The organism is Methanofollis sp. UBA420 (assembly GCF_002498315.1).
In the GTDB taxonomy this organism is placed as follows: Archaea; Halobacteriota; Methanomicrobia; order Methanomicrobiales; family Methanofollaceae; genus Methanofollis.
In genome coordinates, this window is the sequence record NZ_DAGX01000005.1 from 614762 (window position 1) to 627358 (window position 12597).

Below are 12597 nucleotides of genomic sequence, written 5' to 3' on the forward strand. Positions count from 1 at the left end.
CAGCCCGGGGGAGATCGGGATCTCCTTCCGGTTCCGGGTTCTCCCAGATCCCTTGCGTCTGCTCAAGGAGCCGGGAAAGTTCGTTCAGCGCATCCTGCAATGATTGGTCAGTTGAGTCTTTGAGGTGCAGAGAGTGTTGCGAGAAACGGTCGATGATGTCAAACGTCTTTTGGAGGAGAACCTTCAGTGCTTGAATACCTGCAAAGGGGCTTTTCTTGGCAAGGTTCCGAAGATCCGACCAGGCGCGGTTCCGTTTAAGGTTCAGGTATAGAGGGTAAAACACGCCAAACCGCTCTATGAAGCGCTGGGCATCCCGGATCTCGTAATGATCCCCCAGGATAAGTTCTGATGCACATATTTCTGCGATATCTTCACGAACCCGGCGAGGGATAGTACGGGGAACCGCAATGATAGTATTCAGATCGCCTTTCACGATCTGTGATAGCTGGTTCAATTCGTAGGGGGATTCTATTCCAGATACAGAATGTTCATCCATTCTTTTCACGCGTTCTTGCGGGGAGTTTTATCTCAAATTTCCAATAATGACGCAGTCGGATCTGTGCGAAGCATGTTCAGGATTTATACCGGCATTCAATATTCTTCTCGATATCTGCCATCTTTTCTTCTATTGCGTAGAGATCTTTGATCTTCTCTTCGTGCCTGAGGAGAATTTCATCGACATCTCTTCGAGAGATCCAGATATTTTGATTGAGATTGTTCTTTAAATCCGCCGTTTCAGTTTCCAATGACTGCTTTAATCTATTCTTTTTCTCTAAAATTTCGTTATATTCACGAATCAGCATCTTGTATTTAGAGTGGTCTATCGTGTTTGGTTTTATTCCAAGTGATCTGAGCGTGTCAGTCGCATTATACGTTTGCCAATTTGAATTTGTATAATACATATGGGACGGATTCTTTTCGCTATGCCTGACAAGATCCCACACTGTGCCGAACCTATTATTGCAATTTTTACAAGCCACGGTCTGGGGGAGTTTCTGGCTCGGATCATATGAATATTGGACAGACCGACTTATTTTGTCAAAGTCACTCACCTCGTTGCCCAGCTGGTAAGCGTTTATTCCGCCAGAAACGGCCACATCCAGAATACGTTTCCTGATCTGCTCTCGCTGATCGGGAACTGTCCAGAGCATATGCTGGAGCAGAGGGAGCATTGTGCGGTTGACGCTCGTATCTCCATTTGCTGCGGCTGCGACTTTCAGTACATGAAGGATCTTCTTCCATCGACGGTCTGAAATGCTAATTTCCACAGAACGTAACTCCTTCCGGAGCGCTAAAATACTGTTCAGGACGTCCGGGTCAACAGGCAATTTTTGCGCCTCTTCCCGGAGGGCATTGACATCCTGGATCGACAGTGTTGTGGAGGGCGTAAAGCCGTCGCTGCTTCCGGTGAGGTATTCGAAAAAGTTCTTCTCATCCTGAATGTAGTCGACAGAGTACCGGAGCAAGAACCGATCATAAAGAGCTTCGAGATTTTCATCCTCTTCCGGGAGTTCGTTTGATGCGCCAAAGACCGAGAGCAGAGGGATATCCAGAATATTTTTCCCGTTGTGGAACTTTCGCTCATTCAGGATGGTCAGAAGGCTGTTGAGGATGGAACTGTTTGCTTTGAAGATTTCATCGAGGAGGGCGATGTGCGCAGTCGGCAGGCATCCTTCAATATTGCGCCGGAACTCATCCTGCTCGAGGGCTTTCAGCGAAAGAGGGCCGAATATTTCATCGGGCGTTGTAAAGCGGGTAAGCAGATAATAATAGAATGTGCCCCCCTCAATCGACTTACAGATGGTGTGGGCCAGGTATGTTTTGGCCGTTCCCGGTGGCCCGAGAAAGAGTACATGCTCCCCGGATACTATTCCAAGGAGCGCCCCCCGTATTTCATCGTCCCGCTCCTTAAAAATAGACCTGAAAGAGGACTGAATTGCCGAAAGACTTTCCCTTATGACCATCGCATATTTCATATCAAGATGTGAAGTAATAAACCTTCTGTTTTTATTTAATGTTGCCACAATTACTTTAACAAAAAAGGGGCAGTTATTACGATTTGAAGCCCTTTCGGAAAATGAAAACCGTTTTTTCAGGTGTTCACTTCATACCTTTGTCGGACTTCGTGACTTTTTTGTTCGGGTTGAGCTGATTCGCTCTGTTGTCCAATGCAACTTTGTGTGAGACATGCGTCTTTGAACGCGTATCGGAAAATTAATTGTAAAATTCAGACTCACACCTCATTCAATAGAATCATCCGGAAGAATCCGGGTGCTGGGGGTCGCCGCCGTACTTCTTCACCGCGACGATCATCCCCACCGGAAAGTTGATGAAAAAACAGGGGGCGAAGCGGGTACCATGCGCGGCAGGGACCAGATCGCGGCGATCCTCCCGGACATGGGCAGGATATTCCTCCTGATCGGGCTCGTCTGCCTCACGCCCCTCGTCGTCGGGGCCATATACCACGAATGGAACCTCCTCCCGGCGATGATGACCGCACCCCTTGCGTTCTTCATCATCGGCGGCCTGCTCTCCCCCCTGCGGGTTCCGGCAGGGCAGGCGCACCTCTCCGTCGCCATCGCCGCTGTCGCCTGCATATGGTTTGTCTGCGCCCTTGTCGGCGCCCTCCCCTTCACGATCGGCCACCACATGCCCTTCACCGACAGCGTCTTCGAGGCGATGTCGGGATGGACCGACACCGGCCTCACCCTCATCGCCGACGTGGACGGGACACCAAAGACCCTCCTCTTCTGGCGGTCCTTCATGCAGTGGCTCGGCGGCATCGGGATCGTCGCCTTCACTGTCGCCCTTTCCCGGCGGTCGGGCACCCTCCAGAGGGGGCTGTACAGGTACGAGGGGAGGTCTGAGTCCCTGATGCCGGGCGTCGTTGCGACGGCGGCGAACATGTGGCAGATCTACATCCTGATCACGGCCCTCTCCACCATCCTCATCCTCCTCTCCGGGGTCTCCCTCTGGGACGCCGTCAACATCGCCATGACCTCCATCGCCACAGGCGGCTTTTCCGTCCACACCGCAGGCATTACGTATTACAACAATATCCTCCTCGAAATGCTCGTCATCCCGGTGATGCTCGCCGGAGCCCTGCCCTTCAAACTCTACTACCTGATGCTCCACAGCCACCGGAGGATCCACATCCTGAAAGATCCCCAGGCGCGGGTGCTCTTCCTCCTCGTCGCCACCGGCACCCTGGTCACGGCCTTCGACCTGGTGACGAAGAACCTCCTCGACCTCCAGACGGCCCTCCGCCAGTCCCTCTTCATGGTGACAAGCGCCATCACCTGCACCGGTTTTCAGAACGGAAACCCCTTCGAATGGACAGGGGCGACTGTCCTTTTCATTACCCTGCTGATGCTCATCGGCGGTTCCTCGGGGAGCACCTCGGGCGGGATGAAGATCGGGCGGATCATCACCGGTTTCGACGGCCTTGTCTGGTGGTTCAGGCGCATCTTTCACTCGAGCAGGGCGATCGTGCCCTTCCGGTATGAGGGCCGGACCATTCCCCACACAGTCGCCGAGTTCACGGTGGCAAAGACGATGCTCACCATCTTCCTCTTCATCTTCACCGGCTTTCTTGCAAGCCTCATCCTCCTCCACCTCCAGGCCGCCGGACCTTTCGAGGTCGCCGACGTCACCTTCGAGGCCGTCTCGGCGATGTGCAATGTGGGGCTTTCCACCGGCTTTGCAAACCCCGAGATCAGTCCGGTCTCGAAATGGCTCTTCATCTTCCTGATGTGGTTCGGACGGCTGGAGATGGTGCCGGTGATCGTCCTCGCCGTCGGGGCGATAAGGGGGTTCGACTGAGGAATAGTCAGGGCGCCGGGCGTTCGGGCGCCGCGGCCGCGAGGTGCCTGTCCAGCGTCGCAAAGAGGGGTTCCAGGCGCTCGTCTTCGACGTGCACGACAGACGACCCGAAATCGGCAGCCCGGAGACAGCGGCAGAGGTCGTGCTCCCACTCGCTATCGGGCGCGGACCTGATCTGGGCCAGCAGTTCGAAAAGAGGCTGGTCAAGGACGACGTACTTTATTTTGTCCCCTGATGTAACGGCAACAGCACCGATAGTATTCTGACCGGCCATAAAACTCCCGGCTGAAAGTAGACGGACAGGGTATATAAGGATTGGTATCGTGCGCGGCAAAAAAAGGATTTAACTGCAGCCGCTCCAGCCGCAGGTCTTGCAGATCCCCTGGTTGCAGCCCTCGCCGAAGTCGAGTTCTGCCCCGCACTCGGGGCAGAGGTTCTTCTTCTTGCCGGTGACGTCGGCGATCTTCCAGGTGTCGAGGGTGGTGATCGTCTGCTTCGAGGCCGCAAGGTCGATGCACTTGCCGACGACGTCGGCGCAGGAGAGACCCTCTGCCTCCGGGTTCTTGAGGGCGGCAATGCAGTTCACCTTCGCGAACTGCCGCACGAACTTCTGGTACGGTACGCCGTTCTGGAGGCCGGTGGAGATCGCGCGGCCGAGGGCATTGGAGTTCGCCTCGCAGCCGCCGCTCCCGACCGTCCTGATGAAGACCTCCCAGGGCTTTCCGTCCCTGAGGTTGACGGTGATGTACAGCCGGCAGCAGCCGGACTGGCAGAGGTAGGTCTTGCCGGAGAGTTCCTTCGGGCGGAGTGCCTTCGGTTCTGGCGCAGGTTCGGGTTCGACCGCCGGTTTCTTCTCCTTGAGGGCAAGGACGACGTCCTCACGGCTGCCTGTCCGGTAGATGGTCATGCCCTTGAGGTGGCTCTTCCAGGCCATGAGGACGGCCTCAGCGATCTCCTCGCGGGTCGCCGAGTTCGGCATGTTGATCGTCTTCGAGATGGAGGCATGGACATGCCCCTGGAAGACGGCCTGCATCCGCACATGGTCGCGCCAGTCGATGTCGAGGGCGGTCCTGAAGAGGTGCCTGAAGGAGGCCGGGAGCCAGGCGACGTCACGGATCGTGCCAGTCTCGTGGACGTGCTCGATCACCTCTTTGACCCTGCTCTCCGTCTCCTCAGGGGTGAGGCCCATGCCACCGACGACCCGCCGCAGTTCTGCCTCGAAGATCGGGTGGAGCATCACGAAGGTCTTGCCCACGGTGTTCTTCCGGGTGTACGCATAGGAGAAGACGGGTTCGATCCCCGAGGAGCACCCGGCCAGGAGGGAGATGGTGCCTGTCGGGGCGATAGTGGTGAGCGCGGCGTTCCGCATCGCATACTCGTCCCAGATGCTCCCCTCGAAGGCCGGGAAGGTGCCCTTCTCCGCGGCGAGGGCGTGCGACTCCTCGACCGCGGTCCTGGTCATGAGGTCCATCACCCGGTCGCAGACGGCCCGGCCCTCGTCGGAGTCGTACGGCATGCCGAGCATCAGCAGGGCGTCGTGGACGCCCATCAGACCAAGGCCGACCTTTCTCGTCTTTCTCGTCGCCTCCTCGATCTGCGGGATCGGGAAGACGTTCCTGTCGATGACCGCATCCAGGAAGCGGACGGCCATGCGGGTGATCCCCTTCAGCGCCCCCTCGTCGATGGCGCCGTCCCTGACAAACTTCGCCAGGTTGATGGACCCGAGAACACAGGACTCAAAGGGGAGGAGCGGCTGTTCCCCACATGGATTGGTCGTGTCGATGGACCCGAGCTGCGGTGTCGGGTTCTCCCTGTTGATCTCGTCGTAGAAGAGGATGCCGGGCTCGCCGTTCCGCCAGATGCCGTCGACGATCCCGTTCCAGATGGCGCCGACCGTGATCTCCTCGCCGGTATACGGGTGGGTGATCCAGACCTTCTGGAGCTGTCCGGACTCGACGAACTCCATGAACCGGTCATTGACCATCACCGAGATGTTGAAGTTCGAGAGTTCACCCTCGACGTTCTTCGCGTGGATGAAGCGCAGGATGTCAGGGTGCCAGACATTGAGGATGCCCATGTTCGCCCCGCGCCGGCGGCCGCCCTGCTTGATCACGTCGGTGGCTGCGTTGAAGACCTTCATGAAGGAGATGGGGCCTGAGGCGACGCCGTCCGTGGACTGGACGGGCGCGCCCTCCGGGCGGATATGGGAGAAATTGTAGCCGGTACCGCCGCCGCTCTTGTGGATGAGCGCTCCCCATTCCAGGGCATGGAAGATCTCGGGGATCGAATCGCCGACATGGAGGGTGAAGCAGGCCGATAACTGGCCGAGTTCGGTGCCGGCGTTCATCAGGGTGGGGGAGTTCGGGAGGAAGGAGAGGGAGTGCATAGCGTCATAATACTCTTCCTTCTCGGCATCGTCGCGGGCGAGTGCGGTCGCCACCCGCCGGCAGATGTCGTCGAAGTTTTTTTCGCCCTTGCGGAGGTAACGGGCCGCAAGGATACTGTCAACTACTGAATCGGTCATTGTGGTGCACCATAAAAATACGGGTCCGGAGCTGTTCCCTAGATCAGATCGGTCTTCGAGAAAATTATAGTCACCCACGCGGGTCGGGGGGATCAGGGGAGTCGTCCCTGAGGTGCCTCTCGATCAGGGCCCATGCAATGCTCATTTTGCCGGGGAGGTCGGGCAGTGCGTCAGGGGAGAACCACCGCGCCTCCTCGGTCTCCACGCCGTCCGGCCGCGCCTCGCCGCCTGCATACTCGGCGAAGAAACCGGCCATCAGGGAGTGGGGGAAGGGCCAGGGCTGGCTCCCGGCATAGCGGAGGCCTCTGATGGAGACGCCCGCCTCCTCCGCGACCTCCCGCGCCGCGGCGTGCTCGAGGGTCTCGCCTGGCTCGACGAAGCCGGCGACGAGGGAGTAGCGGCCGGGCGGGAACCTGGGCGAACGGACGAAGAGGATATCCCGGCCCCGCCTGACGAGAATGATCACCGCGGGGCTCACCGGCGGGTGGACGATCCCGCCACACCTCGTGCAGACCTTCGCCACCTCGTCCTCCTTCCAGACAGTCGGCCCTCCGCACCTCCCGCAGAAACGGCTCTCCCCGTCGAAGCGAACGAGGTGGACGGCCCTCCCCGCGATGGCCAGGGTCTCCCCGTCCACGCGGCCGAAGAGATCGCGCAGGGTGACGGGCCTGAGAGGGGCCGGGACGGTCCCTGTCCCGAGGGCGGAGAAGGGCACGCCGTCGAGGGCGCCGAGAGGGATGGCACCCATAGGGTCGACGCCGTCGGGCAGGGACGAAAGGATGGGCGACCCGTCCTCACGGCAGAGCACCTCCCCTCCCCGGACGAGAATCCAGCAGGGCGGGCAGGCGGACGGGCTATCAGGGTGGAATACGAGGCGTTCTGCGGCAAAGTGCGTTCTGGTCATGGGATCGATAGTATGTACCTCCGGCATGTTTATCTGGAAACGAGGAGATGGGGCGGCATGGAGAGGTGCGATCGCCACCCTGAAAAGACCATCACCGGCCGGTGCCGGATCTGCAGTCAGGGTTTCTGCCCTGAATGCATCGGTTGCCGGATCCAGATCTGTCCGGGGTGCCTGTACAAAGGACTTGTCGTCGCCCTCGTCGCGATGGTCCTCATCTCGTATACCGTCTGGTTCGGGATCTTGTAATCTCTCAGGCCCGGATCTTCTTCAGGATCCAGGCCATGTTCTTTCCCAGGTTCTGCATCGTCTGCAGGCCCTCCTCGTCCTTCTCGACGTCGCCCGGCGCAAGCCCGATGCCGATATTCCAGTACGACGAACCGACCGTGACCATCTGCGAGATCCCGAAGAGGTGGTTGATGGTGTCGTAGGCACGGACGGCGCCGGCGCGGCGGACGGCGACGACGGCCGCACCAGCCTTCCGGGTGAACATGCCGCCATTGGCGAGGGCCACATAGCCGGCGCGGTCGATGAGGGCCTTCGTCTCGGTGCTGACGTCCGCGAAGTAGGTCGGCGACCCGATGATGATCCCGTCGGCGATTGCCATCTTCGCGATGCAGTCATTGACGAAGTCGTCATCGATGACGCATTTCCTGTCCTGGTTCTCGAAACATTTCGCACAGGCTGTGCAGCCGTGAACTTTTTTCCCGCCGATATGGATGAGTTCGGTCTCGATGCCTTCCTTCTCAAGTTCTGTGAGGACGGCCACCAGAAGGCGGGCGGTGTTCCCGTCCTTCCTGGGACTCCCGTTGAATGCGACGACTTTCATCTCATGTCTCCTGTGTGCGATAGTTGGGCGTGGTCTTCATATGACTATCCCTCACCGCCCGAAGAGGTCGGCGACCTCGTGCAGACAGTCGATCACCCTGATCCCCTGCGGGCAGATCTGCTCGCAGGCGCCGCATTCGGCACAGAGAGAGGCATACCCTGTATCGCCGAGGACGTGGCGGTAGAAAAACGCGGCATGCTCCCGGTCGCCGAAGAGGGCGAGATCATTCAGGCGGGCAAGGCACTCGGGGATGTTCACGCCGCCGGGGCAGGGCATGCAGTACCGGCAGGCCGTGCAGGGGACGCGGGTCTTCTCCCTGAAGACGTCGCGGGCCCTTTTGACGGTCGCATGCTCGCCGGGGGAGAGGGATCCGGGCAGGCCCTCCTCCGCGGCCGCGAGGTTTTCGGCAAGCTGCACCGCAACGTTCATGCCGGAGAGGACGGTCGTCACCTCCGGGTGGTCGAGGACCCAGCGCAGGCCCCACGCGGCAGGGCTCCGGTGGACAGGGGCAGCATCGAAGATCACTCTGACCTCATCGGGCGGCGCGGCAAGCATGCCGCCCCTGAGGGGTTCCATCACGACGACGGCGAGGCCCTTCTCCGCGGCATACCTGAGGCCCGCGGTCCCGGCCTGGTAGCCGGTGTCGAGATAGTTGTACTGGATCTGGCAGAGGTCCCAGGCGTACGCGTCGACGATCTCCCGGAATGCGTCGGCAGTGTCATGGAAGGAAAAGCCGGCGTACCGGATCCTCCCGTCGGCCTTCGCCTCGTCGAGGAAGAGGTCGACCTCCAGGTCCCAGAGCCTGTTCCACCTGCTCTTCGTGAGGGCGTGGATGAGGTAGGCGTCGAGGTGGTCGGTGCCGAGGCGCCGGAGAGACTCGTCCAGAAGGCGGTCCATGTCTTCCCTGGACTCCACTCTCTTTGCGGGCAATTTCGTTGCAAGGAAGGCCCTCTCGCGGTACCCGTCGGTAAGGGCCCTGCCGACGACTGGTTCGGACTCTCCTTCGTGATAGGGCACCGCCGTATCGATGTACGACGCCCCGCCGTCGATCGCCGCCCTGATCAGGGCGATGGCCGCCTCGTCGTCGATGCGGCCCGCGAGTGTCTGTGGCAGGCGCATGCAGCCCATGCCGAGGACGGGGAGGGACTCTCCGGATGATGGTATCTTTCGAGAAAGCATTCCATTGATCTCCGTCGGCCAGAGTCATTTTATTGCCGGTTTCTGCCGCGAGCGGATTCTCCAGGAATGGCCGGAGAGCATCTGTCCTCCGCATGTACGAAAGATACAGATCAAAAAGACATTCATACGGCTTTGTAGAAACCCTCATACCTGGGCCGATGCATCCCCGATCCTATGACGAGGTACGGTTTTCATCCAGGAGAAAGGCCCCTACTATCTGAACGTCGTGTCGGATGGGAACTGGAGCGTCTCGATCTCCTGAAACCATCAATACATCTTTTTTTCCGGGATCACTCCCCGGACACCCCCCCTGGGATCGGGGACGTCGCCGGCATAGCGCGGGATGAGGTGGACGTGGAGGTGGGGCACTGTCTGCCCTGCGGCGGGGCCGACATTGACGCCGATATTCCAGCCGTCAGGGTGGTACCGCTCCTCCAGGACGTCCCGGCAGCGGGAGAGGAGGTCAATGAGGGCTATCCGCTCCGCCTCAGTCGCTTCGAAGAAGGAGGAGACGTGCCTGAAGGGGACGATGAGTGTGTGGCCGGGGTTCACCGGGAAGGCATCGGCCCTCGCGTAGGCGAGGGCGTTCTGCACGACGATGTCGGCGGGAGCGGGAACGCAGAAGGGGCAGGGGCCGTTCTTTCGTGAGTCATCGCCCATACAGGCTTTTCCACCCACAGAGGGATGAATGCAGCGGTCCGGCGACAGCATGCAGGCAGAGGCATTGGCAAAGACTAACCTCAATGAAACCAGGTACGACCCTGGCGAAGAAGGGTCTTGAGGTACGAGGATGGCACCATTCTCGCCGCGATCGAGGCATGGATCGGCGGCATTATGGCACTCGCACGAGTTTTCCCCTCATTGCCCATAGAGAGCCCCGGGCAAAAATGAACATTTTAGACCGTATTCAGACCCAAAAAGGGGTAAAAATCAAAAAAATAACATAAAAGATATACAGCATGCGACATGAGATTACAAGGTATAAATATTACACAGTGTAAATATATAATGAAACTTTAACTCTGCACTATACACCTGCCGGCGAACCTGATGATATCCCTTCTCTGCGTCGATGAAAAACCCGAGGCAATCGACCATATCCGTCAATACCTCGAAAAAACAGGCGATTTCTCGGTCACGACATCACGTTCAGGGGACGAAGCACTCATGCTCCTGAAAGATCAGCCATTTGACGCCATACTTTCAGGATGTGAGATGCAGGGCATGAATGGAGTCGATCTCCTGCAGGCGGCACGGGAAAAAGGATGCCATGCCCCGTTCATCTTCTATGATGAGTTTGACGGCAGGAGCAGGGTATCGGAGGGGCACCGGAAAGACGAGTCGGCAACCCTGATCTCAGGCCTCATCGGTGCTGCCGGAGATCATCAAAGGCCATATTATACAGCACATCAGATCGAGACACTATTCGGAGCCATTGCAGATAGAACGAGTGTCGGGATCCTGATCCACCGCAATGGAAACCTGATCTATGCCAATCATGCCGTAGAAGAGATCTCCGGCTACCGCAGGGAGGAACTGCAGGCAATCGACCTTATAGACCTTGTCCACCCTGCCGAGAGGGAAGATGCACGGGCACGGGCACAGCGGCGTCTTGAAGGTGCTCTGCCGGCCGAGCGATATACCATCAGGGTACTGCAAAAGGATGGGAACGAGAGGATCCTCGATATCACAGCAGACCTCTGCGTAATCGGAGAGAGCCCCGCGCTGATCCTCTCCGGCCTGGACCCCCGGGCAACAAAAAATGCCGAGGAGGACTATCGCTCCATCTTCTCTTCTTTCATAGACCTGTACTTCAGGACCGGAATGGACGGAACCATCAAGATGCTCTCCCCCTCCTGCAGAGAGATCCTGGGATGGGTACCCGACGAAGCGAGAGGGCAGAACGTGACGGCATTTTTCCCCGATCCTGCCGAAGCAGAGGAGGCAGGCCGGTTGCTCCTCGCCTCCGAGCATCTCCACGACCATGAGGTTCATCTGCTGAGGAAAGACGGGACAAAGATGATCTTTTCCCTCAATGCCCGCCTCATCCGCAGTGCAGACGGATCAGCATGCGGCATCGAGGGGACGCTCCGCGACATCACGGAAAGAAAACAGGCGGAGGAGGAAATTTCCCGGAGCAAAGCCCTCTTTGGTGCTACACTTGAGGCCACGAAGGATGGCATCCTCGCTACCAACCAGCATGGCCGGCCCATCGCCTGCAACGGAATCTTCAGGATGATGTGGGGGGTTCCGGAAACATGCCCTGCCCCCGGCGACGGCAGGGCTCTTCTCGAGATGATAGCCGCACAACTGAAGGATCCGGACGAGACCTACAGCCTGATCCGGGACATCTGCAAAAGGCCAGACAGTACACAACAACACAGCGTTCTCGAGTGCACCGACGGCAGGACGATCGAGTATTTTACCCGACCCCAGACGATCGGCGGCGAGACCACAGGCAGGGTATGGAGTTTCAGCGATATCACCGAGAGAAAACAGGCAGAACAAAGCCTGCGCGAGCGGGAAAATTTCTTCACCACCCTTCTGGAAGCTATCCGTGACGGCGTCCTGATCCTCAGCGAAGACGGCACGGTCGTTTATGCCAACAGGGCCGCCTGCGAACTGGTAGGTCTCTCATCTACCGAAGACTGCATCGGCAGAAGTATCCTCGAATTCGTCCACCAGGACTCGGCGCATGCCGTCTTCAGGGATCTGTTGACCGTACGCGGGGGGTCGGACGCAATTCCTGCGGAATACACATTTGTCACCCCGGCCGGGAGGGGGCGGCAGGTCGAGGGCCTCAGCAGCACCATCACCTGGAAAGAAAGGAAAGCGATCGCGGTCACCCTGCGCGACATCACCGAAAGGAAGCAGGCCGAGGCCGCGGCACAGGAGAGTGCAGACCTGAACAGGGCACTGATCGACGGCCTCCCGGAGTACATCTTCGTGCTGACGCGAGAAGGGGAGATCATCTTCGCCAACCCTGCCGCCGAAGCCGCCCTCGGGTGCACGCGGCGTGCTCTCAGCAGGAAAGCAATGCGTTCCATCATTGCAGAGTCTTCTTTGCAGGACTTCGATATCGCCATACAGGACGCCTTCACGGGCCAGAAATGTCGATCATTCGAGATCGGCGTCAGGACCGCGACAGACGACTGCCTTCAGGTGACCCTGCGGGCCGCCCCCATTACCTTCAGAAACCGGGACGCTACTCTTGTCCTCCTTACAGATCTCACAGAACGACTTGTTCTTGAAAAAGAACTTAAAATGTACACTGATGAACTCAAACGCTACTCGGAGTCGCTTGCCAGGACCAACGGGAAGCTCACGATCATGAACAGCATC

The 12597-nt window shown here is 58.6% G+C and carries 11 protein-coding genes; 3 read left to right on the top strand and 8 right to left on the bottom strand.

Translation table 11 applies throughout. The features are described 5' to 3' along the window. The coding region (locus BP869_RS09205) for a hypothetical protein (RefSeq protein ID WP_342678950.1) at positions 1-496 on the bottom strand (496 nt) is incomplete at its 3' end. Between the two features lie 76 nt (positions 497-572). Beyond that, positions 573-1976 carry an AAA family ATPase gene (locus tag BP869_RS09210; RefSeq protein WP_342678952.1) on the bottom strand — a complete coding sequence of 468 codons (1404 nt, stop codon included), beginning with the start codon at positions 1974-1976 and terminating at the stop codon, positions 573-575. A 382-nt stretch (positions 1977-2358) separates the two neighbouring features. Here BP869_RS09210 and BP869_RS09215 point away from each other — a divergent pair, with 382 nt between their 5' ends. Continuing rightward, complete coding sequence (locus tag BP869_RS09215) at positions 2359-3822, top strand: TrkH family potassium uptake protein (RefSeq protein WP_342678954.1); 1464 nt, start codon at positions 2359-2361, stop codon at positions 3820-3822. Positions 3823-3829: 7 nt separating this feature from the next. Here BP869_RS09215 and BP869_RS09220 read toward each other — a convergent pair whose 3' ends face one another. From BP869_RS09220 to nudC, 3 genes are all read right to left on the bottom strand, one after another. Next, positions 3830-4096 carry a hypothetical protein gene (locus tag BP869_RS09220; protein WP_342678956.1) on the bottom strand — a complete coding sequence of 89 codons (267 nt, stop codon included), beginning with the start codon at positions 4094-4096 and terminating at the stop codon, positions 3830-3832. Positions 4097-4165: 69 nt separating this feature from the next. Further along, entirely contained in the window at positions 4166-6346 is a 2181-nt protein-coding gene (locus tag BP869_RS09225) for an adenosylcobalamin-dependent ribonucleoside-diphosphate reductase (protein WP_342678958.1), read from the bottom strand. A gap of 70 nt (positions 6347-6416) precedes the next feature. Further along, on the bottom strand, positions 6417-7250 hold the full coding sequence (gene nudC, locus BP869_RS09230) for an NAD(+) diphosphatase (RefSeq protein ID WP_342678960.1): 834 nt from the start codon (positions 7248-7250) through the stop codon (positions 6417-6419). Positions 7251-7307: 57 nt separating this feature from the next. Between nudC and BP869_RS09235 the strand changes: the two genes are divergently transcribed. Next, positions 7308-7496 (top strand): hypothetical protein, encoded by a 189-nt coding sequence (locus BP869_RS09235; RefSeq protein ID WP_342678963.1) that lies wholly within the window; start codon positions 7308-7310, stop codon positions 7494-7496. A gap of 4 nt (positions 7497-7500) precedes the next feature. Here BP869_RS09235 and BP869_RS09240 read toward each other — a convergent pair whose 3' ends face one another. The 3 genes from BP869_RS09240 to BP869_RS09250 all read right to left on the bottom strand — a co-directional run bounded on the left by BP869_RS09240 (position 7501) and on the right by BP869_RS09250 (position 9915). Next, positions 7501-8076, bottom strand: a complete 576-nt coding sequence (locus tag BP869_RS09240; RefSeq protein ID WP_342678965.1) for a flavodoxin family protein — start codon at positions 8074-8076, stop codon at positions 7501-7503. 51 nt (positions 8077-8127) lie between these two features. Further along, the gene (locus BP869_RS09245) at positions 8128-9255 is read right to left on the bottom strand and encodes an aldo/keto reductase (RefSeq protein WP_342678967.1); all 1128 of its coding nucleotides are present in this window, start codon (positions 9253-9255) and stop codon (positions 8128-8130) included. A gap of 267 nt (positions 9256-9522) precedes the next feature. Next, complete coding sequence (locus BP869_RS09250; protein WP_342678969.1) at positions 9523-9915, bottom strand: HIT family protein; 393 nt, start codon at positions 9913-9915, stop codon at positions 9523-9525. A 390-nt stretch (positions 9916-10305) separates the two neighbouring features. Here BP869_RS09250 and BP869_RS09255 point away from each other — a divergent pair. Further along, on the top strand, positions 10306-12597 hold a 2292-nt coding region (locus BP869_RS09255), incomplete at its 3' end, for a PAS domain S-box protein (protein ID WP_342678971.1).

Excerpts from the sequence above, each read along its gene's own strand:
- BP869_RS09225 (WP_342678958.1), bottom strand. The coding sequence starts at position 6,346 with ATGACCGATTCAGTAGTTGACAGTATCCTTGCGGCCCGTTACCTCCGC.
- BP869_RS09235 (WP_342678963.1), top strand. The coding sequence starts at position 7,308 with ATGGAGAGGTGCGATCGCCACCCTGAAAAGACCATCACCGGCCGGTGC.
- BP869_RS09215 (WP_342678954.1), top strand. The coding sequence starts at position 2,359 with ATGCGCGGCAGGGACCAGATCGCGGCGATCCTCCCGGACATGGGCAGG.
- BP869_RS09220 (WP_342678956.1), bottom strand. The coding sequence starts at position 4,096 with ATGGCCGGTCAGAATACTATCGGTGCTGTTGCCGTTACATCAGGGGAC.
- BP869_RS09250 (WP_342678969.1), bottom strand. The coding sequence starts at position 9,915 with ATGGGCGATGACTCACGAAAGAACGGCCCCTGCCCCTTCTGCGTTCCC.
- BP869_RS09245 (WP_342678967.1), bottom strand. The coding sequence starts at position 9,255 with ATGCTTTCTCGAAAGATACCATCATCCGGAGAGTCCCTCCCCGTCCTC.
- BP869_RS09240 (WP_342678965.1), bottom strand. The coding sequence starts at position 8,076 with ATGAAAGTCGTCGCATTCAACGGGAGTCCCAGGAAGGACGGGAACACC.
- nudC (WP_342678960.1), bottom strand. The coding sequence starts at position 7,250 with ATGACCAGAACGCACTTTGCCGCAGAACGCCTCGTATTCCACCCTGAT.
- BP869_RS09210 (WP_342678952.1), bottom strand. The coding sequence starts at position 1,976 with ATGAAATATGCGATGGTCATAAGGGAAAGTCTTTCGGCAATTCAGTCC.